This window comes from Rhodococcus sp. ENV425 (genome assembly GCF_002887785.1).
Lineage (GTDB): Bacteria > Actinomycetota > Actinomycetes > Mycobacteriales > Mycobacteriaceae > Rhodococcus > Rhodococcus aetherivorans.
In genome coordinates this window covers 8,943-30,731 of record NZ_PCZU01000086.1, presented here as the reverse complement: position 1 = coordinate 30,731, position 21,789 = coordinate 8,943, and the positions used below count along the sequence as shown (strand labels likewise).

Below are 21,789 nucleotides of genomic sequence, written 5' to 3'. Positions count from 1 at the left end.
TCCCTTCCAAGGGACCGGAAGGTCGCCGTGGCATGCTCGCACATCCGGTGAACTCACTCTTAGCCCAATGCCTCAGCAGCACAAAGGTATACGGTACAACCCTCACGTCCGCCCTCTTGCGAAAACACCGCGGGCATGTCACAGTGAATTTGTCCGTACGTATCATTTATCAAATCGGGAGTTGTAGTGCAGACGCACCGTCACGCAGATCGCGCCGCACTTCGCGCGGCCACCGCAGTGGTTGGGGTCGGCACGACCGAATTCGGCAATTTCACGGGTTCCTCCGCCGACGATTTGGGCTTGACCGCCCTCGAGGCTGCACTCGCCGATGCCGGACTCACCACGCGCGACCTCGACGGCTTGATCGTGAACCGGGTGAGTAGCTACGAGGTGGTGGCCTCGCGGATGGGAATTGAACCCCGCTGGTCGGCGCAGCTGCCGGCGGAGGGACGCATGACCGGCGTCGCCATCCAGATGGCGGTGCTGGCCATCGCTACCGGAATGGCCTCTACCGTCGCGCTGGTGTACGGCAACAACGGGCGCTCGGGTGGGCACACCTATGGAGGCGGCGGCGCGAGCGCCAGCGCGGCCGCCGAGGGATACGGCACCAACCCGGCGTTGACCCTGCCGTATGGGATGACCTCGCCCGGAGCCTTCTACGCGATGATGTTCCAGCGGCACTGTGCGCAGTACGGCACCACCGCCGAACAACTGGCGCAGGTTGCGGTCACCCTGCGAGAGCACGCATCGCGGAATCCGCAAGCCGTATTCAAAGATCCCATCTCACACAAGATCTACCTCGAGTCCCGATTCATCGTCGAACCGCTGAAGATCTACGACTACTGCCTGATCAACGACGGCGGCGTGGCCATGATTCTCACCTCAGCGGACCGGGCCCGCGACTGCGCTCAACCACCCGTTCACGTCCTGGGGTTCGGACAACAAGGGCAGCTGCGCAACTCCGATTTCCCGCCGGACGACTTCTGGCGCGAGGCAATCGGCACCGCCGGGCAACAAGCGTATGCAATGGCCGATTGCACTCGGGCCGACGTGGACGTCCTGATGGCATACGACAACTTCAGCCCCAATGTGCTCTTTACCTTGGAGGGCCTCGGATTCTGCGCTCCCGGCGAGTCCGGAGCATGGATCCAGGACGGCCGCATCGGACTGCGCGGTGAACTGCCGATCAACACTTCCGGCGGACATCTGTCGGAAAGCTACATGCAAGGGTGGGGGCTGAACGTCGAGGCCATCCGCCAGTTGAGGAAAACGTGCGGCGACCGCCAGGTGCACGATGCGACCATCGCTCAGTACCTGTGCGCCGCTCCCGTGGTGACCTCGGTCGTGTACGGAGCACAGGCATGAACCCCCGCTATTCGTTGACCGCCCACCTCGAAGGACTGGCCCGGCACGAGCTGTTGATCAGCGCATGCGCAGCCTGCGAAAATCATCAGTTCCCCCCGAAAGCGGCCTGTACTCGCTGTGGAAACACGGAAAGCCCGCAGTGGAACACGGTGAGCGGTGAGGGCCGGTTGTGGTCCTACGCCGCCTTCCACAGGACTTACCTGACCGACTTCTACCTGCCGAGCCCGTACGTCGTCGCGGTCATCGAACTCGACGAGGGCGCCAGGATCTACGGCAACGTCGTCGGCGCGCCGATGTCCTCTCTCCGGATCGGGCAGCGAGTCCGCGCCGACTTCACCACCATCGACGACGGAGAGTCGCACCTGATCTTCGTCGCAGCCGACAAGGAAGGCACATGACCGACACAGCCCCCTCCCTCGGCCCGCTCCGTGGACTGCGCGTCGTCGAGATTGCCGCACTCGGGTCGGCACCGTTCGCCGCGATGATGCTCGCCGACGCCGGCGCGGAAGTTCTGCGCATCAACCGGCCCGGGCAGCACACCGACGACCCCGGCATCCTCGGCCGGGGACGGACCGCACTGAGCCTCGATCTGAAGGACCTACACGATCGCGACCGTGCTCTGGAGGCCATCGACCACGCCGACGTACTCATCGAAGGATTCCGGCCGGGCGTGATGGAACGGCTGGGGCTCGGACCCGGCACCTGCCTGAACCGCAACCCGGCCTTGATCTACGCCCGAATGACCGGCTGGGGGCAGGACGGACCACTCGCCGCTACCGCTGGGCACGATATCAACTACCTGGCCCTGACCGGTGCCCTCCGGTCCATCGCCCGCCAGGGCGAAGTCCCTGTTCCGCCACTGAACCTCGTCGGCGATTACGGCGGCGGCGGGATGCTGCTGGTCACCGGAATCCTCGCCGCACTCTACGAGCGGGTATCCAGCGGTACCGGCCAGGTCGTCGACGCCGCAATGATCGACGGAACCAGCCTGCTCATGAGCGGTATCTGGAACCGTAAGGCCACCGGGAACTGGTCGGGCGAACCCGGCACGAACAGCATCGACGGTGGTTCGCACTTCTATAACGTCTACCGGACCGCGGACGACGCCTTCATGGCCGTGGGCAGCATCGAGCCGCAGTTCTACCAGCGACTGCTCCTCGGTCTCGGGCTCGCCGACGCCGACCTACCGGCACAGCACGACCGGGCGCAGTGGCCCGCCATGAAGGACCTGTTTGCGCGAATCTTCCGGATGAAAACGCGCGCAGAATGGACACTGGTCTTCGCCGAACTCGACGCGTGCGTATCCCCCGTTCTCGCGCTCGACGAGGCGGTGACCGATCCGCATATGCAGTTTCGGAACACCCTCGTCCGTGGTGATCGCGTCGAGCCGGCGCCCGCTCCTCGCTACAGCAGAACACCGGGCACCGCCGGTGGCCGCGGCGAGAACACAGAGCCAGCCGAGACCCTGATGACGCGTTGGGCGTCGACCGTCCGCGCGGCACCGGAGACAATCAGAACAGGACAGCACTGATGGCGGCACCGACAATTATCCGCAGAACAGTCCACGACGGCCTGACACTCGGGAAGAACATCGGTTTCACCGAGGGGCCCGTATGGACCACAGACGGCCGATTGTTCGTCACGAGCGTCAGTCGAGGCGCGCTGTACGAGATCTTCCTCGACGGGCGCCCGGCTGTGGCAGTCGCCGAAACCGGTGGTGGACCCAATGGCATGACGCTCGGCTGCGACGGGCGACTGTGGATCACCCAGAATGGTGGCGGCGCGATGCCCACCCGATCACAGGTGCCGGTCTCGCCGTCCATCCAGGTCTGGGATCACCGGGCGGCCGCCGCGCCGAGCACCATCTTCAACGGAAGGGTTCACGCTCCGTCGGATTGTACGTTCGGACCGGACGGCGCCCTCTGGTTCACCGACCCGAACGGCCACGGCTTCGGCAGCGCAGCCCTGCCGGGGCGCGTCTGGAGGTACGACCCCGCGGCCGATCACGCCTCAGTCGTTCTCGACGACGTCTTCTTTCCCAACGGCATCGCGTTCGGGCCCGACCCGGAACACCTGTATGTCGCCGAGACCGCTCGTGATCGGGTACGCCGCTATGTGGTCACAGCACACAGCGCGACCGTCGATCATGACTTCCCGCAAATCACCGTCTCGACCCCCGACGGCATCACCATCGACGCTCAGGGCGGTCTGTGGGTAGCAGGCAGCAAATCGGGAAAGGTCACCTACTTCGACTCGACCGGCCAGATGTGTGAGCAGTTGGCGATCGGTGTAGGAACGATGCCCACCAGCGTCTGCTTCGCCGGCGACGCGCTCGACCGTCTGATCGTCACCGTTGCCAAGGGCGGGCGCGTACTCGCCTTCCCTGTCGAAACCTCCGGATTACCCACCCCGCCTGCTTCTCCGGCCCCACCCGATTCGTCGCCTGCACACCGCGAGGAACTCCAATGACCGCATCAGCTCCTGCCGCTCGCACCTGGGGGGCCCTGCTGCACGAAATGGCCGACCGCTTCCCCACCCGGGCCGCGATCTCGTTCGAAGGCACGGCCACCACCTTCGCCGAACTCGATCACAGGGTCAGCCAATGGTCGAAGGCGCTGCTGGCCATGGGAATCGGCCGTGGTGACTCGATCGCAATACTGGCCGGAAACCGCCCCGAATGGTTGTACACCGCGATGGCCGGGGCGCGGATAGGCGCAGTTGTCGTGCCCATCAACACCTGGTACAAGACCGATGAGCTCGCGTACGCGCTCGACCACGGTGACGTGAAGGTCCTGCTGTTCTTCGATCGGCTTCGCGATACGGACTACGTTCCCATCGTCGCGGGCACCGTCGCGGCGGTCACCGAGGCACCCGGCCCCGACGGCATACTCCATGACACGAAATTGCCGGCCTTGCACCACGTCGTCGAGCTCGGGCAGCACCGCCTCCCGGCTGCCGTATCGCTCCGTCAGTTCCTCGGCTGCGGAGAACAGATCAGCGACGACGCGCTGGCCGATGCGGAAGCCGCAGTCGAGCCGGACGACCTCGCGTACCTGATCTATACCAGCGGCAGCACGGCGCGACCGAAATGTGTCGCGCTCGAACATCACCACGCCATCGTCAACACCTTCAACATCGGCGAACGGCAGGCGCTCGACGAACACGACCGGTCGTTCCTCGCGACACCGCTGTTCTACGGACTCGGTGTCATCCAGGCCCTCGGCGCGACCTGGACCCACGGCGCCTGTGTGGTTCTCATGGAGGTGTACGAACCGGGCCGAGCCCTCGAACTGCTCGAACGTGAGCGCTGCACCGCGTACTACGGGCTCGGAAACATGACCCGAAGCCTCGTCGACCATCCCGACTGCGCTCGCCGCCAACTCAGCCTTCGCAAGGGTGTCCTCGGCCTGAGCAAGGCGGACCGTCGACTCGCCCGCACCGAACTCGGGCTGACCCTGGGCACCAGCATTTATGGATTGACCGAGTCCTACGGGTTGTGCGCGCTGACCGATGCCCACGACCCCGTCGAGCGGGCCGAGGACACCATCGGACGTCCCCTCCCCGACTGGGACATCCGCATCGCCGACCCGGATACCGACGAGCCCATACCGACCGGTGAAATCGGACAGATCCTGATCCGCGGCCACGTCATGCGGGGTTACTACAAAGATCCCGACCGCAATCGCGAGGTCATGACACCCGACGGCTTCTTCCGCACCGGTGACCTCGGATACATGGACGAGCACGGATACCTGCACTTCCACTCCCGGCTCTCGGAGATGATGAAGCCCGGCGGCATCAACGTCAGCCCACTCGAAGTGGAACTTCTGGTAGGGGAGATCGCCGGCGTCCGCGAAGTGCATGCCGTGGGCATTCCCGACATCGCGCGCGGGGAGGCGATCGTTGTCTTCGTCGACGCCGACCGAGACGACGTCACCCTCGACCGGATCCAGGACCACGTCCGCAGCAGAGCCGCCAAGTACAAGGCCCCGCACCATGTGATCTACGGAACCAGTGCCAGTTTCCCGCGGGTCGCGAGCGGCAAGGTACCCAAGGCCCGCCTGCGCGAACTTGCGCTCACCGAACTCGGGCTCGACGCCGCCGGGATGCCCACCCCGGCGGTTGACACTCCGCTCTCCGACCACTGACGCAGATGGACTCTCACGTGAATATCGACATCCCCGAGGAAGAACAACTCCTCGTCCAGACCGTCCGCGACTTCATCGACCGCGATGTGAAGCCAGTCGTACACGAGATGGAACACCAGAACGAGTACCCCGAGGAATTCATCGAACAGATGAAGAAGATCGGCATCTACGGGCTGGCCATTCCCGAGCAGTTCGGGGGCGCTCCGGTGTCGATGCCGTGCTACGTTCAGGTCACCGAGGAGCTCTCGCGCGGCTGGATGAGCTTGGCCGGCGCCATGGGCGGTCACACCGTCGTCGCGAAACTGCTCACCACCTTCGGAACCCCCGACCAGAAGGCCACCTACCTTCCTCGGATGGCCACCGGCGAACTGCGCGCGACCATGGCGCTGACCGAACCCGGCGGCGGATCCGACCTCCAGGCGATGCGTACCCATGCACGCCTCGAACGGGACGAATACCTCGTCAACGGTTCGAAGACCTGGATCAGCAATGCGCGCCGCTCCGGCCTCATCGCCCTGCTCTGCAAGACCGACCCCCAGGCCACCCCGACGCACAAGGGCATCTCCATCCTGCTCGTCGAGCACGGCCCCGGACTGACCGTCTCGCGTGACCTCCCCAAGCTCGGATACAAGGGCGTCGAGAGCTGCGAGCTCTCCTTCGACAACTTCCGAGTTCCCTCTTCGGCCGTGCTCGGCGGCGCCGAGGGCCACGGCTTCGCCCAGATGATGAAGGGCCTCGAGACCGGCCGGATCCAGGTCGCCTCCCGCGCCCTCGGGGTCGGCCGCGCCGCGCTCGAAGACGCGCTGCAATACGCACAGGATCGGCAGTCGTTCGGCAAGCCGATCTGGAAGCATCAGGCAATCGGTCACCAACTTGCCGACATGGCAACCAAACTCACTGCCGCGCGTCAGCTGACCATGTTTGCCGCCAGTCGATTCGACGCCGGACTCCGATGTGACATGGAGGCGGGAATGGCGAAATTGTTCGCCTCCGAGACCGCGATGGAGGTCGCGCTGTCCGCACTGCGCATTCACGGCGGATACGGCTACTCGACCGAGTACGACATCGAGCGGTACTTCCGCGACGCCCCCTTGATGATCGTCGGCGAGGGTACGAATGAAATTCAGAAGAACATCATTGCAGCGCAGCTGGTCCAGAGAGGCGGAATGTAGCCCATGACTTCCACGGGTTCACCACTGAGAAGCGACGTTGTCAGCTTGGAGCCCCAGGGCCTCAAGGGTATCGCCTGCCGGGCGTGCAGCCGGCGTTCGTTCCCGGAGCGGCCGCTGTGCCCCATTTGCGGCGCCGACGCCGTCGACAACGTCCTGCTGGCCGACCGAGGTCGAGTCACCAGCTGGACCATCGTTCACCAGGCTCCGCCCCCGTTACGGACGCCCTACACCTTGGTGACCGTCGATCTCGACGACGGTGTCCGGTTGCTGGGCGCGGCGACAGGCACCGTCGCGATCGACGACGAAGTTGCCGTCGAGTTGTTTACGTTGAAGACCGATTCCTCCGGAGAACCACTGTGGTGGTACCGATTCCGGGGCACCGAGGAGAACCGATGAGCGAGACCTACATCGCCGGCGCCGGCATGGTGCGATTCGGCAAATACCCCGTCGACATCACGTTCGAGAAACTCGCCGTCGGCGCTGCCCGCGAAGCGATGTCCGACGCGGGCGTGACCACCAAGGATATCGAATCCGTCTACGTCGGGCACGTGTTCGGCGGCCCGGTCGCCGGCCAACGCGTCGCGGCGCAGATGGGTCTTGGCGGGCTTCCCGTCTCCAACCACGAAAATTACTGCGCCAGCGGGGCGACCGCGATCCGCGAGGCGTGGATCGCGATCAAGGCCGGGCTGTATGACATCGTCTTGGTCATCGGTGCGGAGAAGATGACCGACCGTGTCTCCGGCGGCGTCATGCCCGACCCGACGGACCTCGATGCCATCAACGGCCTGGTCATGGCCGCCAATCATGGAATGAGTGCGCGGCGGTATATGTCCGACCACGGTGCCACTCGCGAGCAGATCGCCGCGGTGGCCGTGAAGAATCACGCCCACTCGGTGCACAACCCGTTCGCTCAATACCAGCGACCGATCAGTTTGCAGGAAGTTCTCGACGCCCGCACCATCGCCGAGCCACTGGGACTTCTCGATTGCAGTCCCATCAGCGACGGTGCCGCCGCAGTGGTTCTGTGCAGTGCGGCCGGTCTCGCCAGACTAGGGCGTTCATCAGCTCCGCGTATCGCCGGCTGCGCCCTGGTCAGCGGCAAAATCGTCACTGCCGACACCAACCTCAACGACGAGGACGTCTCTCGTCGAGCGGGTGAACAGGCGTGGAACATCACCGGATACGGGCCGGAAGACATCGACCTGGTGGAGATGCACGACTGCTTCACCATCGCCGAGATCGTGCGCCTGGAAGCCTCGGCGTCGTCCCGGTCGGTGAGGGTGGGCGATGGACAGAGAGCGGTAACACCTCGATCGGGGGCAAACTTCCCGTCAACGCCAGCGGCGGCCTCCTCAGCCGTGGACACCCGGTGGGGGCCACCGGCGTCGCGCAGATCTGCGAGCTCACCTGGCAACTCACCCACCGAGCCGGTAGACGGCAAGTCGACGAAGCGAACGTCGGGCTCGCCTATTGCAAGGGAGGCACCGTCAGCGGCACCGACGGTGGCTCGGTCACAGTCCTGCTGGTGACGCGATGACTGCCTCCACGGTCACTACAATCGACCTCACCGATCCCGCGAACCCCGCCGACGTAGCCGCCTCCCCGGTAGTGGTGCTCGTCTTCCGCGGCGCAGACGGTGATCAGACGCTCGACACCGCAGACCTCGAGCATGCGGTGGCACATCCGCTGCTGTCCGCGTTCTCCGCCGTTCAGCATCACTGGCCGTCGATAACCGAAACACACGGTCGCGGTCGGGTGGTCGTCCTCGCCCCCGCGTCTGCGGCCCTGGGGGATCCGCTCAGACCATTGGATTGTGCGGTTACGGGGGCTCTGATCAGCTTCGTCCGGTCGGTCGCGATCGAGTTGCAGCGGCACGGCGGTGCCGCGAACGCGATCTTCTTCGACACCGACCCCAACGAACCGGCCGTTACCGAGCTGATCGCCACGGTGACCGCTGAGCATGCCACTGCGGTGACCGGCCAAGAAATTTACGCTGCCAATGGCGCCGACCTCGGGAGGCTGCACCCATGAACCCCGACCACCAGCAATCCACGCCGCGTGCTCGTGTCGCCTTCATCACCGGCGCTGCGGGCGGCATCGGACGGGGTATCGCCGAACACCTGGCCGAACTCGGATACAGCCTAGGGCTGTCGGACATCTCCGAAGTTGCCTTGCAAACCGTAGCGAACGACATCGCCGACGCAACCGGTGTAGCTGTGTCGGCCCGAGCCGCAGACCTCGCCGACCGGCAGTCCATACAAGCCGCCGTCGATGCCACCGTCGCCGATCTCGGTGGACTCGACGTTCTGGTGAACTGCGCGGGAATCCTCAAGGACGCCCGCATCGAGAAAATGGACCCCGCGGTTTTCCGCCAGGTCATCGAGGTCAATCTGATCGGGATGCTGACTACCACCGCCGCAGCTCTGCCAGCGCTGCGCTGCTCTGGAAGTGGCCGGATCATCTCGTTGACTTCGCGTGCCTGGCTGGGCAACTTCGGCTCCACCAACTATGCCGCCTCCAAGGGGGGGATCGCCGGCGTGAGTAGAAGCCTGTCGTTGTCCCTGGCGCCCGACGGCATCACCGTCAACTGCATTGCACCCGGGTTCATCGAAACACCGATGTCGAATTCGATGCCCGCCCACATCCTCGATCGGGTCCGGCACTCCATCCCGGTCGGCCGGGTAGGACGGCCCATCGATGTGGCCCGCGCGGTTGCCTTCCTCGGCGACGCCAACGCCGGTTACGTGACCGGACAGAGCATTCCGGTATGCGGGGGTCGAAGCATCAGCGGCTCGATCAGAAAGGACACCGTCTCCGCGTAACGAGAAGACTCGTCCGGACATTGCGCAGAAGACCGCCCTTTCAGCTGAAGTCAAAACACCACGAAAGGGTCAGCATGCCTTCCAATCCCGTTTACGCGAATCCGAACGATCTTACGAACAAGGTCGTCCCCCCGCTGGTAGCCGATGTCACCGATGACTGTCGCACCGCGCCCGTCCGCGGACCGCGATCCATACGGAATCTTGACGCCCGCGGCCGATGTCCTGACGAATTCTTTACACCCCGGGTCCGGCGTCCCTGCGGCGCAGCGCCCGCGGGTCCCGACGCCGGAACGGCACGAGTCCGGCGGCATCACCATCTCGTCGCGGCGCCGCCAGGAACGCCACGGCCAGGGCGGCGGACACGGCGGCCGGCACGAGCGCCGGGGGGTGCAGATGCTGCAGCGGGACGAGCAGCGCCGCCGTCGCCGCTGCCGGAAGTGCGATCGCCGACAGGACGGCGGGCGCGGCGGGCAGCGGCTGCGGCCGGGGGCGAGCGGTGTGCAGGCGCCGGTGCAGCACCAGGTCGGCGGTGGCGCACAGCTCGGTCAACTCGGCTCGTGCCCCGTCGATCTCCGCGCTCGCCCGGTGCGCGAGCAGCGAGCGCAACCGCGTCGGCGCGATCCGTCCCGGCGCGTCGTCGGGGGGAGCGCACAGCAGCGCCACCTCGACCAGGCGCGCACGCACGTCGGCCACCTCGTCGAGCGCGGTGAGGAGCTGCGCACGGTCGTATGAGCGGTGGGTGCGCAGGTGCCCGAGCAGCCGGCGCCGATCGGTGTGCAGGTGTGCCCGGGCGCCGACCCAGCAGATCAGGTGGTAGAGCATCTCGCGGGTGCCTTCCCCGAGGTAACCGTGACGGTCTGCGGCGCCGAGATCGACGAGCATCGCCCGGGCGTCGTCGCGGACGCCCAGCCGCGCCCCGGCCCGCACCGGCGCATCGGCCAACGGTTCCGGATGCCAGGTGCGCAACCGTCCGGATGCCCGCGACACCCCGTCGGCGAGGGTGCCGGAGCGGGGAGGTCCGACGAGCCGGCGCACCGCATCGAACCCGTCCCCGGCGACCTCCACGACCAGTCCCTCGACGGTGCGCTCGCCCGCAAGGGAACGAGCGGTGCGAACGACCACCTCGCGGAGCGGGCGGTACACCGCGGGGTCGGGCAGCCGGGTGTCGAGCCGGGGGAACACGTCGACCAGTCCGGCATCGGCGGTCACCCGGAACGGCGCCAGAAATGCGTCGAGCGCACGACGGAATCCGGTGTCGGCACCGTCGAAGAGGGGATCGCTGTGCCAGGTCAGCACGGTGCCGGGCGCCTCGGCGGTCAGCTCCTCGCACACCAGCACCAGTCCGCCGCCGGGCACCTCCCACAGGGACGCACACGCGCCGGGCGCGCCGACACGGGTCCGGCCGGGCGCCGACGGTGGAGTGTCCGCCGCCGGACGCCGGACCGGTCCGAAGGCGGCGGGGCCGTCGCCGGGGTCCGTGAGGTGCCGGAACGCCAGCAGGCTCGGTGCCCGCTCGACGTGATCGGCACCGGGCGCGTCGGCTATGCGTGCCGGGAGGAACGGCTCGTGCCGGCAACGGCGGGAACGGCGGGAGGAAGCCTGCTCGCTGCGACGTCCAGCGGCAGGAACATCACCTTCAGCACCCCGGCCCGAGCCGGGGAGGGCATCGGTTCGGCGTGCGTGGCAACAACATCGGTATACCGGCGCGGCATCTGATTCTTCGCTTTCGGCACGGGGACGAGGTCGGCGCCTCCGGCGCGAAGCGCTCCGCCCCGGCCCGGGGACGCAGCGCCCGGGCCGGGGCGGAGGGATCCGGAGGGTCAGCCCGCGGCGGTGGCGTCCTCGAGTTCCGTCACGCGAGTCAACGCCTCGCGCAGTCCCCGGCGGAACCCGCGGGTGTGCTCGGCGCGGGCGAGTGTCTCCAGATCATTTTCCAGGTTCGCTCGAATTCTCCCGAGCGCGTGCTGTGCCGTGTTCATGGGAGATGCGATTCTCTCGTAGTTTTTCTGATGGTGGCAGGCAGTGCGGAATGGCGAGCCAATTCGTCGAGGACGTACAGTCGCGCGGTCCGAATTCCCCGGTGATATCCCGGAAGGAATTCGTCCCCGGGGTTCGCGAGGGCGATCTCGTTTCCGAGCTGCGCGTAGAGTCTTTCGAGAACTGTTGTTGTGAAATCCATTTCGTTCGGATCGGTCGTCGTCGATCCGCGGTCAGCTCTTCCGCTTGCGGAGGAACTGGGTGGACTCGAGCGCCTTGGCTCGTTTTTCCGCGCGCCGCTCCTTCAGGGTGCGGGCGGACTGTTTGGAACTCTTGACGGCGGGCTTGGCGGCCATTGTCAATCCTTTCCGAATCGGCAATCGCAAACTGGCCACGACCATACCCAACAAAAAAATAAAGTCCAGTTCGCCGGAACGGCGCCCGGCGTCGGTACCCGCCCGCGGTGGCGGCGTCGCCGGAGACGCAATTTTCGAGGTGGTGGGGGTTCGGGCCGTAGCCCGCGCCACCGCCCGAGAAGTCCCCTCCGGGGTATTTGCCCGAAATCCGTTGGTGGTGTGACTCTTTCGAGGGTAATACACTGAGGTCGGGTCGGGATCTTCGAGGGTGAAGGAGAGTCCGATGTCTGCCGGATTCGATCTGGGCGTCGCATTCAGCGCGTTCCTCAAGTGGCTGAGCGTGACGTTCGGTCTCGGTGTCGGGTTGAGCTGAACACGCTCGGTCCCGTGGGGTCGTGTCCGCGCCGGCGATACCTGCCGTGCCGGGTCGGCGGCCCCCGGCGTGTCCCGCAATGCCGTCGGGGGCGGTGTTGCGGGACACGTCGTGCCGTCCTGAACGGTCGACGGTGCGGGACGAGGAACTGCGGCGCGGCGATTCTCGTCCCGACGACTCCCGGGAGAGTCGTCTACTCGTCGACCTCCATGTGACGGATGGAGGGGCCGCCCTTGTGGTCGGTCGAGCGGCCGAGCTTGGAATCGAGCAGGCTGCGGAGGCGGTGCACGGCGCCGTCGAAGGCCTCCTTCACCGATCCCGCGTTGTGGGTGACCGCGATCGGTTGCTGGCCGGCGATCCGCGCCTCGAGGAGACAACGCTTGTCCGTGGTGCCGAACTTGTCCGCGTTCTCGTCGCTGAGGTGGATCTCCACCCGGGTGATCCGGTCGGCGAACCGGTTCAGTGCGGACTCCAACTCCTCCTCGAGGCGACGGGCGATGTCGTCGTCGATCTGGATGTGGCTGTCCTTGTTGAGCTGGATCTGCATCGCGAGCTGTCTCCTTCTCGAGCGCGTCGGTACGGCCGGAGGTCGTTCTCCGTGCCTTCGCGCGCTGCGTCGTGTCGATTCCACCCGAACTCGGTACGGGTGAGCAACCAGGCCGGCCGTGTCAGCCCACCTCTTCCGGTTCCCTGCGCGCGAGCGTGCTCGGCCACCAGATCCGCTTTCCGATGTCGATCGTCAGTGCCGGCACGAGCAGCGACCGGACCAGCAGTGCGTCGAGCAGCACGCCGAACGCGACGATGAACGCGATCTGCGCGAGGAACAGCAGCGGGATCACCGCCAGCGCCGAGAACGTCGCGGCCAGGACGATGCCTGCGGAGGTGATCACCCCGCCGGTCACGGTCAGGGCCCGCAGCGTGCCGCGCCGGGTGCCCACCCGGGCGCTCTCCTCCCGCACCCGGGTCATCAGGAAGATGTTGTAGTCGATGCCCAGCGCGACGAGGAAGACGAAGCCGAACAGCGGCACCACCGGGTCGGCGCCGGGGAACCCGAGCAGATGGTCGAAGACCAGCGACGACACGCCGAGGGTCGCCGCGAAGGACACGACGACCGTCAGCATCAGCAGCACCGGCGCGACGAGTGCCCGCAGCAGCAGGATCAGGATCAGCAGCACCACCGCGATGACGACGGGAATGATCACCGTGCGGTCGCGGGTGGCGGTGTTCTTGGTGTCCAGATCGACCGCCGTGGTCCCGCCCACCAGGGCCTCGGCCCCCGGCACTCCGCCGACCGCGTCGCGGATGCGCTCGACGGTGTTCTCGGCGGCCGGCGAGTCGGCGGGATCCGAGAGGGTCGCCTGCAGCGCGACGCGGCCGTCGACGACGGTCGTCGCACCGTCCGGGCCGGTCACCGGCGCCACCTCGGTGACGCCCTCGACGCGGGCGGCGGCGGCGACGTCGCCGGCCGCGGACTCGCGGGTGATGATCACGGTGGGGGAGCCGGTGCCGGCTTCGAAGTGCCTGCCGAGCATCTCCTGGCCGGTCACGTAGTCGGTCTCGAGCAGGAAGATCTCCGACTGGGCGACGCCGTCGGCCTTGAACTGCGGCAGCAGCATCGCGAAGCCGACGAGGACGAGGCTCGACACCACCCAGATCCGCCGCGGATGGGCGCCGACCCGCTGTGCGAGCCCGTTCCAGAACCGGTGCGCCGACGCCAGGTCGTCCCGATCGGCGTCGGGGTCGGCCGTCGGCCGCTTCGGCCAGAACGCGGCCCGGCCGAGGAGCACCAGTGCGGACGGCAGGAACGTCATGGAGGCGACGAACGAGGCGACGATGCCGATCGCGGCGACGGGGCCGAGGCCGCGGTTGGAGTTCAGGTCGGACAGCAACAGGCACAGCACGCCGGCGATGACGGTGCCCGCCGACGCGGCGATCGGTTCCAGCGTGGCCCGCCACGCAGTGCGCATCGCGGCGAACCGGTCCTGTTCGAGGCGCAGTTCCTCGCGGTAGCGGGACACCAGCAGCAGCGCATAGTCGGTCGCGGCGCCGAAGACGAGGATGAACAGGATGCCCTGGCTCTGTCCGTTGAGGGCGATGACGTCGGCGTCGGCCAGCAGGTACACGAGCAGGCTCGCCAGCGCGAGGGCGAACACCGCCGAGAGGATCACCACGAACGGCAGCAGGGGACTGCGGTAGACGACGACGAGGATCAGCAGCACCACCCCACCGGCGACCAGCAGCAGCAGGCCGTCGATGCCCTCGAACGCCGTCGTCAGATCGGCGATCTGCCCGGCGGGACCGGTGACGTAGATCGTCAGCCCCTCGGGCGGATCGGCAAGCTCGGCGCGCAGTTCGTCGACGGCGTCCCCGACCTCTCCGGTGCTGTCGATCGGCACGATCATCCGCGCGGCCTGACCGTCCTGCGACGGGACCGGCGGCGGGCCGGCCGACGCCCCCGCGAGGTAGGCAAGGTCGTCGGGGGTGATGCCGGAGGGGCGTTCGGCGACGACGATCGCGGGCACGTACCGGGTGTCGGTGAAGTCCGCATAGAGCTCGCCCGCCCGGGTGGATTCCGCGGAGGCCGGGAGGAACGAGCTGTTGTCGTTCTGCTGGACTTCGCTGAGCTTGCCGGCGAAGGGACCGCCGGCGCCGGCGATCGCGAGCCACGCGATGAGCAGCAGCGCCGGCAGCAGCCAGCGGATGCGACGAGGTGAACGCGCCGGCGCGGTGACGGTGTTCAATCTTCCTCCAGGAGAATGCGAGTACGCCGAGCCCAGATTACTCAGCTAGCTGAACAATAGTGAAAAGGTATCTCATGACCGACGATCTCGAGAGCTGGCCGACCGGCCGGCTGCTGTCCACGGCCGCCCGGCTGGTGGAGCAGGCCTGGGAATCGACTCTGCGCGCCCACGGTCTCACCCACGCCGGGTTGGTGGCCCTGCACACGATCGCCGACGGTCCGCGCTCCCAGCGGGAGATCGCCCGGGCCTGCCGCGTGACCGACCAGACGATGAGCCGGACCGTCGAGCACCTCGAGCGGTCCGGATTCGCCACGCGCACCGTCGATCCCGCCGACGAGCGGCGCATGCGCGTCCGGATCACCGAATCGGGGTACGAGCTGTACCGGGCGATGATCGAACTCGAGCGCACCGATGCGCAGCCGACCGCGGTGGTGTCCGACCCCGCCACCTTGCGCTCCCTTCTGATCGAACTGGTCCGATCGGCACAGCGCTGAGCCGCCGCGAGGTGCGGGCGATTCCGTCCCCCGGGTCAGCCCAGCGGCAGTTGGGCGAAGATCTGCGTCGGCTGCGCCGACCCGCCCGGCGGTTCGATGCTGAATGCCAGGGCGGTCGAATGCCCGACACCCTCGAGGACGGCCGTGGTGGACGGCGCCACCGCCTCGGCGTCCATGATGCCCGCGGACTCCGGGCCCTCGGGGGTGATCAGCCACATCTGGTAGACGCTGCCCTCGGCGGGCGGCGCCACGTTGTTCATCACCAGCACCCCGGCGTCGGCTTCCTTCGAGTACACCACCGTGGCGACTCCGCCGCCCTCGATCTCACCCGACGTGGTGCGCACGTCCTCCGCCGCGAACACCTGCGCCGAGGTGGGTGCGGTGCCCTCCTGCAACTGGGCGACGACGGCGAATCCACCCACGGCGACCAGCAGTGCGGCCGCCGCGGCGAGCAGGAAGTTGCGGCGCCGGCCGCGCCGCTCGTCCAGCGAGATCGGTGCGACGGGCGGCGCCTGCGGGCCGGATTCGGCGGCGATCGCGTCCAGCAGACGCTCGCGCAGTCCGGCCGGCGGCTCGGTGGCCGTCGACGCCGACACCACGGCCATGGTCTCCCGGACGGCCGCCGTCTCCCGGGCGAACGCCGCCGCCACCTCGGGAGCGGCTTCGGCCACCCGGGACTCGATGTCGCGGCGTTCGGCATCGGACACCGCGTCGAGCGCGTACACGACCGCGAGGTCGATCAGTTCGCGGTCCACATCGCCGAAACCGGGCCGGGCCTCACTCGTCATCGCCCTGCACCCCCAGACACTTGCGCAGACGGAGCAGTCCGTCTCGGATTCTCGATTTCACGGTCGGTAGCGTGACCGAAAGTTGTTCGGACACTTCGCGGTACGTCAGCCCACCGAAGTAGGCCAGTTCGACGGACCGACGCTGCAGATCGGTCAGCGTGCCCAGACAGTGGGCGACCTGCTGCCGGTCCTCGCGCCGGGCCGCCTCCTCGCTGACGACGTCGAACGCCGCGTCGACGTTGCTCGCGCCGTAGCGTGCCTCGCGGTCGGCCCCGGACTGCTCGGACCGCACCCGGTCGACCGCCCGGCGGTGCGCCAGGGTGATCAGCCAGGACAGCGCCGAACCCTGGGCGGCGTCGAAACCGGAGGCGGAACGCCAGACCTGCAGGTAGACCTCCTGCGCCGTCTCCTCGCTGTAGCCGGGATCGCGCAGGACGCGCAGGATCATGCCGTACACGCGGGCGCGGGTCAGGTCGTAGAACTCGGCGAATGCAGCCGCGTCCTGCACCGCCACGCGCGCGAGCAGCGCATCGAGTGTGTCGGTACGTCCGCCGACGCCGGTCATCGGCCCTGTCCGCTCATCGAGCGAAAGCCTAGTCGGGCGATTCGGGCGGCTCAAGCCGTCCTCGGCCGGTCCGTTCGGGTGGCCGGGGCCGGCGGGCGAGGCAAGAGTCGAATCGAGCAAGGCGATCACCTCCGGAACGAATTCTCGAGCGCGACGCCGCCGGCCCGTTCCGGCCGGCCGGCGCCACCGCTGCCGAGCACTGCGACGTCGCGCGGGGTGTCAGGCATGGTCTCCTCCTGCCCGCCGGCCGGCCGGGGCCAGGGATTCACGGAGGAATTCGGCGGTGACGGCATGCCACCAGCCCGGCTTGGTGAGCAGGAAGTGGCCGGCCCCCGCGAGCGGACGGAACTGGGCGTCCACGCCGCGTCCGCGGGCCTGGGCCGCCTGGACCGCGCTCAGGCGCGGATCGCACCTCGTGTCGGCGGTACCGTGCACCACCAGCAGCCGTCGCTCGGGTGGGACGAGAGCGCCGTCGTTGTCGGGCCACCACGGTGCCAGCGCGACGACGGCCCCGACGCCGGGCTGTGCCGCGAGGTGGGCCGCCACCCTTCCGCCCATGGAGTGGCCCACGAGCCCGATCCGGACGTCGCCGCGCCGCCGGTGCACCTCGTCGAGGGCGCGCAGGGCGTCGTGGACGGGACTCATCCGGTCCCCGTTCCATCCGCGGTGTGTGTAGCGCACCTGCCCGACGGTGATGTCGTACATGCTCAGCCGGGAGCGCAGGGATTCGGTCAGCAAGGTCATCCGCAGCGCGGACAGGTGCCACGGCCGGGCGGCGGCCGTGCTGGCCGGCTTGCCACCCGGAAGAACCAGCACGTGTGCGCGGGGCCGGTTCGATGCAATCTCCATGCCGGGTGTTCGGAGCGCGGCCGGAATCGGATGGGTCGAAAAAATCTTGCAGATCCACCCATCCGCCCTTCCGTCCGCGCCGAATGGCAGATGACACACCTGACCGACGTGGTCGCAAGGACCACGACACCGAAGGGAATTGGGGCCATGGTTATCAACACGCGAAAGAGCTTGGCGGCAGTCGGAATCGGCGCAATGGCGATGATGGGTGTCGCGGCGTGCTCGTCCGACGACTCGGGTTCGTCGTCGGCCACGTCGGCTACGTCGGCGATGGAGAGCGCCACGTCGGCGATGTCGCCCACCACCGAGGCCATGGCGTCGGCCCCGGTGGGTCCGGGTTGCGCCGCGTACGCCGAGCAGGTTCCCAGCGGGCCGGGTTCGCTGGAGGCCATCGCGCAGCAACCCGTCGGGACTGCCGTCGCCGACATTCCGATTCTGACCCAGTTGAACGCGGCGATCAGCGGGCAGCTCAACCCGCAGGTGAATCTCGTCGACACGCTCAACGGCGGCGAGTTCACCGTGTTCGCGCCGGTCGACGACGCCTTCGCCAAGGTCGATCCGGCAACCATCGAGAGCCTGAAGACCGATACGGCCACTCTCACCACCATTCTCACCTACCACGTCGTGCCCGGCCAGATCGCGCCGTCGGACATCGAAGGTACCCAGACCACCGTTCAGGGCGGTACCGTCGAGGTGACCGGTGAAGGCGAGGAATGGAAGGTGAACGACGCCAACGTCATCTGTGGCGGCGTGAAGACGGCCAACGCGACCGTCTACCTCGTCGACTCCGTCCTGCTGCCGCCGGCACCGCAGCAGTGACCCGGACCCGGTAGGACCCGAGGAGCGACGTGAAACGAATGATCCGAGGCCTCGCGGCGGCCGTCCTGGCCGCCGCGGGCGCCGCCCTCATGGCGGCACCGGCGCAGGCAGCCCCGCTCACCCCGGTGGCGGAGCTGGACGTGAACCGGTACATGGGCACCTGGTATCAGCTGGCCGCCAATCCCGCGCCGTTCAATCTCGACTGCGTGCGCGACACCACGGCGAACTACACCCTGCTCGACGAGCGCAACGTGCGGGTGGAGAACTCGTGCACCACGGTCACCGGTGAGCGACGGGGGATCGTCGGCAACGCGCGGGTCAACGACACCGCGTCGCTGCATGTGAGCTTCCCCGGTGTGCCGTCCCAGGATTCGCTGGACGGTCCGAGCAACTACATCGTGAGCTACCTCGCGGACGACTACTCGTGGGCGCTCGTGGGGGACCCGACCCGGATCTCCGGGTTCGTACTGTCGCGTTCGCCCGTCGTGGACGACGCTGCGTGGCAGCAGATCCGGACCGTGGTCGAGCAGCAGGGCTACAACAGCTGCCTCATGCTCACCTCGCCCACCACGGAGGGCCTGCAGGAGATCAAACCGCTCTGCACCGTGTGAACCGCCTTCTGCGCGTACCGGACTCGTACCGGTGCCGCTCCGCCCGGCCGAATGTCACATTGCATCAGCTCGATCGATCGCATGTGACATTCGGCCCCCGGTGACGGGGCTGGCAACCTTCTCGGTGGTGTCCGGCGTCTCGCGCGGCCTCAAGTGGCTGTCCAACATCAACATGGCACTCGCGGCGGGACTCGCGGTCTTCGTCCTGCTGCTCGGGCCGACGCTGTTCCTGTTGCAGTCGTGGGTGCAGAACCTCGGCGGCTACGTGCAGGCCCTGCCCGAACTGATGCTGCGCACCGCCCCGTTCGCCGAGGACGGCTGGTCGGGGGCGTGGACCGTCTTCTACTGGGGCTGGTGGATGAGCTGGGCGCCGTTCGTCGGTATGTTCATCGCCCGCATCTCCCGCGGTCGCACGATCCGCGAGTTCGTCTTCGGTGTCCTGCTCGCCCCCACCCTCGTCGCGTCGCTGTGGTTCACCATCTTCGGCAACGCCGGGATCCTGCGGCAGCGCAACGACGGCGACATGCTCGCCGCCGACGGCACGGTGGACACCAACACGTCGCTGTTCGTGCTGCTCGACGGTCTGCCGCTGTCCGTCCTGACCAGTCTGCTCGCGATCGTCGTCGTCGTGTTCTTCTTCGTCACGTCGTCGGACTCCGGGTCGCTGGTGATCGACATCCTCTCCACCGGCGGTAACCTCGAGACACCGAAGATCACCCGTGTCTACTGGTCGGTGCTCGAGGGCGTGGCCGCCGCGGTGCTGCTGATCGTCGGCGGCAGCGGGTCGCTGACCGCCCTGCAGACGGCGTCGATCGTGACGGCGGTCCCGTTCTCGATCGTCATGGTGCTGGCGTGCGTGTCGATGCTGAAGGCGTTCCGGTACGAGGTCGCCACCGCCCCCGGTACCTGCAGGTGGCCGTGCGGGAACCGGCCGCCGCCCCGGGTGGGCACAAGGCCGGCCACCGGCCGGGAATCTCCGCCACGTTCGCCGGCCTGGATCCGAGCCGGAACGGAGTCGTGGAGCCCGGTGCGCCCGCCCGCCTCGTCGTCGCCGTGCACGAGGTGCCCGCGAATTCCGTCAGCGTCGACGCGCAGACCGGGCAGGTCGCAATCGCAGACGACGCCCACCCGGAGGATCCGCTGGGCGGCGAGGTGTTCGACACGCCGCACTTCGCCGAGTCCGCCGAGGGTGTGGCCCAGCGCGAGGCCGAACACGGGCGCCAGCCCGCGCCGAACTGACGGCCGCGGCGGCTACTGCCGTCCTTCCGCGGGCCGAATGTCACACCGCATCACTTCACGTGACCGTATGTGACATTCGGCCCCGACGTGCGGTGCGCGGTGCCGGCGATGTTCTCGAGCATGCCCTTGAAGATGATGCCGTGGAACGGCACGAGCGCGTACCAGTAGATCCGTCCTGCAAGCCCTTTCGGAAAGAAGATCGCCCTCTGGTGCAGCCGGGCCCGGCCGGGATCGAGCGGCTCGATGCGCCACTCGAGCCACGCCCCGCCCGGCGCCCGCATCTCGGCCCGCAGCCGCAGCAGGGTGGGACGTTCGAGGCGCTCGACGCGCCAGAAGTCGAGCGCGTCCCCGGTGTGCAGGGTGCGCGGGTTCCGGCGGCCCCGGGACAGACCGACGCCGCCGGCGAACCGGTCGAGCCACCCGCGGATCGTCCAGGCGAGCGGGAAGGAGTACCAGCCGTTCTCGCCGCCGATGCTCTCGACCACCTCCCACACCGTGCCGGCGTCGGTGTCGCAGTCGATAACGCGCTCGTCGACGAAGACCGCCTCCCCCGCCCAGTGCGGGTCGGACGGCAGCGGTTCGGCGGGGGCGCCGACGGGCGACGCGCTCGCCCAGGTGGTTTCGACGTCGCCGCGCTCGAGCTTGTGCAGGGCCAGACGGACGGCCTCGCGGTAGCCGGTCAGTCCGCCGGGCGGCGGCGGGATCACCTCGTCGATATCGTGTTCGGCGACCACCGCGTCGTTGCTCAGCGACTCGATCAGCGCCCGCCCCAGCGACGGCGGGATCGGGGTGACCAGTCCGATCCACAGGCCCGCGAGCTTCGGGGTGAGAACGGGCAGCACCAGGATGCGGCGCCGGCGCAGGCCCGCCACCTCGGCGTACACCTGCATCATCTCGCCGTAGCGCAGCACGTCCGGGCCGCCGATGTCGTAGGTGCGGCTGCGGGGGAGGGGAGCGGTGGCCGCGCCCACCAGGTAGTGCAGCACGTCGCGCACTGCGATGGGCTGGATCTTGTTGTTCACCCACTTCGGGGTGGTCATCAGGGGCAGACGGTTGCTCAGGTGCCGGATCATCTCGAACGACGCGGAGCCCGAACCGATCACCACCCCGGCCTGCAGCACCAGGGTGGGCACGCCGGACTCCACGAGGATCCGGCCCACCTGCTCCCGGGAACGCAGATGCGTGGAGAGATCGGCCGTGTCCGGGTGCAGCCCACCGAGATACACGATGCGCTGCACCCCGGCCGCCCGGGCGGCGGCGGCGACGTTCTCGGCCTCGGCGCGTTCGGTGTCGATGAATTCGCCGCGCCCGCCCATCGAATGCACCAGGTAGTACAGGACGTCGATGTCCCGGCAGGCGACGGCCAGGGACTCCGGGTCGGTCAGGTCGCCGCGCACGATCTCGACGTCGCCGGCCCACGGCACGTCCCGCAACTTGTCGGGGGTCCGGGCCAGTACCCGCACCCGGTGC

Annotated in this window: 21 protein-coding genes and 3 pseudogenes; 15 read left to right on the top strand and 9 right to left on the bottom strand. The window is 67.9% G+C overall.

The features are described 5' to 3' along the window. Nucleotides 1-186: 186 nt before the first annotated feature. The 11 genes and pseudogenes from CQZ88_RS06455 to CQZ88_RS06410 all read left to right on the top strand — a co-directional run bounded on the left by CQZ88_RS06455 (nucleotide 187) and on the right by CQZ88_RS06410 (nucleotide 9,507). Entirely contained in the window at nucleotides 187-1,365 is a 1,179-nt protein-coding gene (locus tag CQZ88_RS06455; protein ID WP_258008474.1) for a thiolase family protein, read from the top strand. Beyond that, nucleotides 1,362-1,481, top strand: a pseudogene (locus CQZ88_RS32380) (zinc ribbon domain-containing protein); the annotation flags it as partial. The gene CQZ88_RS06455 and the pseudogene CQZ88_RS32380, both read left to right, overlap by 4 nt. A gap of 33 nt (nucleotides 1,482-1,514) precedes the next feature. Continuing rightward, the gene (locus tag CQZ88_RS30550; RefSeq protein ID WP_006931483.1) at nucleotides 1,515-1,763 is read left to right on the top strand and encodes a Zn-ribbon domain-containing OB-fold protein; all 249 of its coding nucleotides are present in this window, start codon (nucleotides 1,515-1,517) and stop codon (nucleotides 1,761-1,763) included. Beyond that, complete coding sequence (locus CQZ88_RS06445; RefSeq protein WP_102799427.1) at nucleotides 1,760-2,896, top strand: CaiB/BaiF CoA-transferase family protein; 1,137 nt, start codon at nucleotides 1,760-1,762, stop codon at nucleotides 2,894-2,896. The genes CQZ88_RS30550 and CQZ88_RS06445 overlap by 4 nt, the downstream gene beginning before the upstream one ends. After that, on the top strand, nucleotides 2,896-3,834 hold the full coding sequence (locus tag CQZ88_RS06440; protein ID WP_006931487.1) for an SMP-30/gluconolactonase/LRE family protein: 939 nt from the start codon (nucleotides 2,896-2,898) through the stop codon (nucleotides 3,832-3,834). The genes CQZ88_RS06445 and CQZ88_RS06440 overlap by 1 nt, the downstream gene beginning before the upstream one ends. Continuing rightward, complete coding sequence (locus CQZ88_RS06435) at nucleotides 3,831-5,513, top strand: class I adenylate-forming enzyme family protein (protein ID WP_102799426.1); 1,683 nt, start codon at nucleotides 3,831-3,833, stop codon at nucleotides 5,511-5,513. Before CQZ88_RS06440 ends, CQZ88_RS06435 begins: the two co-directional genes overlap by 4 nt. 17 nt (nucleotides 5,514-5,530) lie before the next feature. Next, nucleotides 5,531-6,685, top strand: a complete 1,155-nt coding sequence (locus tag CQZ88_RS06430) for an acyl-CoA dehydrogenase family protein (protein WP_050034298.1) — start codon at nucleotides 5,531-5,533, stop codon at nucleotides 6,683-6,685. A gap of 3 nt (nucleotides 6,686-6,688) precedes the next feature. Then, nucleotides 6,689-7,081, top strand: coding sequence for a Zn-ribbon domain-containing OB-fold protein (locus tag CQZ88_RS06425; protein ID WP_102799425.1), 393 nt, complete (start codon nucleotides 6,689-6,691; stop codon nucleotides 7,079-7,081). Beyond that, nucleotides 7,078-8,222 (top strand): annotated as a pseudogene (locus tag CQZ88_RS06420) (thiolase family protein). The gene CQZ88_RS06425 and the pseudogene CQZ88_RS06420 overlap by 4 nt, the downstream one beginning before the upstream one ends. Next, complete coding sequence (locus tag CQZ88_RS06415) at nucleotides 8,219-8,716, top strand: hypothetical protein (protein ID WP_050034299.1); 498 nt, start codon at nucleotides 8,219-8,221, stop codon at nucleotides 8,714-8,716. The pseudogene CQZ88_RS06420 and the gene CQZ88_RS06415 overlap by 4 nt, the downstream one beginning before the upstream one ends. After that, a complete protein-coding gene (locus CQZ88_RS06410) occupies nucleotides 8,713-9,507 on the top strand; it encodes an SDR family NAD(P)-dependent oxidoreductase (protein WP_072633857.1) in 795 nt (264 codons plus the stop codon). The genes CQZ88_RS06415 and CQZ88_RS06410 overlap by 4 nt, the downstream gene beginning before the upstream one ends. A gap of 234 nt (nucleotides 9,508-9,741) precedes the next feature. Here CQZ88_RS06410 and CQZ88_RS06405 read toward each other — a convergent pair whose 3' ends face one another. From CQZ88_RS06405 to CQZ88_RS06390, 5 genes are all read right to left on the bottom strand, one after another. Beyond that, nucleotides 9,742-10,863: a hypothetical protein gene (locus CQZ88_RS06405; RefSeq protein ID WP_146034261.1), complete on the bottom strand. Its 1,122-nt coding sequence runs from the start codon at nucleotides 10,861-10,863 to the stop codon at nucleotides 9,742-9,744. A gap of 464 nt (nucleotides 10,864-11,327) precedes the next feature. Continuing rightward, nucleotides 11,328-11,486 (bottom strand): hypothetical protein, encoded by a 159-nt coding sequence (locus CQZ88_RS29790; protein WP_006931502.1) that lies wholly within the window; start codon nucleotides 11,484-11,486, stop codon nucleotides 11,328-11,330. Between the two features lie 231 nt (nucleotides 11,487-11,717). Next, nucleotides 11,718-11,840 carry a hypothetical protein gene (locus CQZ88_RS30545; protein WP_006931504.1) on the bottom strand — a complete coding sequence of 41 codons (123 nt, stop codon included), beginning with the start codon at nucleotides 11,838-11,840 and terminating at the stop codon, nucleotides 11,718-11,720. A gap of 566 nt (nucleotides 11,841-12,406) precedes the next feature. Next, nucleotides 12,407-12,760: an HPF/RaiA family ribosome-associated protein gene (locus CQZ88_RS06395; RefSeq protein ID WP_006931507.1), complete on the bottom strand. Its 354-nt coding sequence runs from the start codon at nucleotides 12,758-12,760 to the stop codon at nucleotides 12,407-12,409. A 121-nt stretch (nucleotides 12,761-12,881) separates the two neighbouring features. Next, nucleotides 12,882-14,954 (bottom strand): MMPL family transporter, encoded by a 2,073-nt coding sequence (locus CQZ88_RS06390; protein WP_102799422.1) that lies wholly within the window; start codon nucleotides 14,952-14,954, stop codon nucleotides 12,882-12,884. 74 nt (nucleotides 14,955-15,028) lie between these two features. Here CQZ88_RS06390 and CQZ88_RS06385 point away from each other — a divergent pair, with 74 nt between their 5' ends. Continuing rightward, nucleotides 15,029-15,448 carry a MarR family winged helix-turn-helix transcriptional regulator gene (locus CQZ88_RS06385; RefSeq protein WP_006931511.1) on the top strand — a complete coding sequence of 140 codons (420 nt, stop codon included), beginning with the start codon at nucleotides 15,029-15,031 and terminating at the stop codon, nucleotides 15,446-15,448. Nucleotides 15,449-15,483: 35 nt separating this feature from the next. Here CQZ88_RS06385 and CQZ88_RS06380 read toward each other — a convergent pair whose 3' ends face one another. The 3 genes from CQZ88_RS06380 to CQZ88_RS06370 all read right to left on the bottom strand — a co-directional run bounded on the left by CQZ88_RS06380 (nucleotide 15,484) and on the right by CQZ88_RS06370 (nucleotide 17,650). After that, complete coding sequence (locus tag CQZ88_RS06380) at nucleotides 15,484-16,236, bottom strand: anti-sigma factor (protein WP_006931512.1); 753 nt, start codon at nucleotides 16,234-16,236, stop codon at nucleotides 15,484-15,486. Further along, nucleotides 16,226-16,801 carry a sigma-70 family RNA polymerase sigma factor gene (locus CQZ88_RS06375; protein WP_006931514.1) on the bottom strand — a complete coding sequence of 192 codons (576 nt, stop codon included), beginning with the start codon at nucleotides 16,799-16,801 and terminating at the stop codon, nucleotides 16,226-16,228. Before CQZ88_RS06375 ends, CQZ88_RS06380 begins: the two co-directional genes overlap by 11 nt. A gap of 219 nt (nucleotides 16,802-17,020) precedes the next feature. After that, nucleotides 17,021-17,650, bottom strand: coding sequence for a dienelactone hydrolase family protein (locus CQZ88_RS06370; RefSeq protein ID WP_029546843.1), 630 nt, complete (start codon nucleotides 17,648-17,650; stop codon nucleotides 17,021-17,023). 147 nt (nucleotides 17,651-17,797) lie between these two features. Here CQZ88_RS06370 and CQZ88_RS06365 point away from each other — a divergent pair, with 147 nt between their 5' ends. The 3 genes and pseudogenes from CQZ88_RS06365 to CQZ88_RS06355 all read left to right on the top strand — a co-directional run. Further along, nucleotides 17,798-18,469, top strand: a complete 672-nt coding sequence (locus tag CQZ88_RS06365) for a fasciclin domain-containing protein (RefSeq protein WP_029546844.1) — start codon at nucleotides 17,798-17,800, stop codon at nucleotides 18,467-18,469. A gap of 29 nt (nucleotides 18,470-18,498) precedes the next feature. Beyond that, complete coding sequence (locus CQZ88_RS06360) at nucleotides 18,499-19,080, top strand: lipocalin family protein (RefSeq protein ID WP_043802862.1); 582 nt, start codon at nucleotides 18,499-18,501, stop codon at nucleotides 19,078-19,080. A gap of 100 nt (nucleotides 19,081-19,180) precedes the next feature. After that, nucleotides 19,181-20,319: pseudogene (locus tag CQZ88_RS06355) on the top strand (BCCT family transporter); the annotation flags it as partial. Nucleotides 20,320-20,369: 50 nt separating this feature from the next. On the opposite strand, the gene CQZ88_RS06350 reads toward CQZ88_RS06355, so the two are convergent. Further along, nucleotides 20,370-21,789: SDR family oxidoreductase (locus CQZ88_RS06350; RefSeq protein WP_258008472.1), on the bottom strand; the 1,420-nt coding region annotated here is incomplete at its 5' end.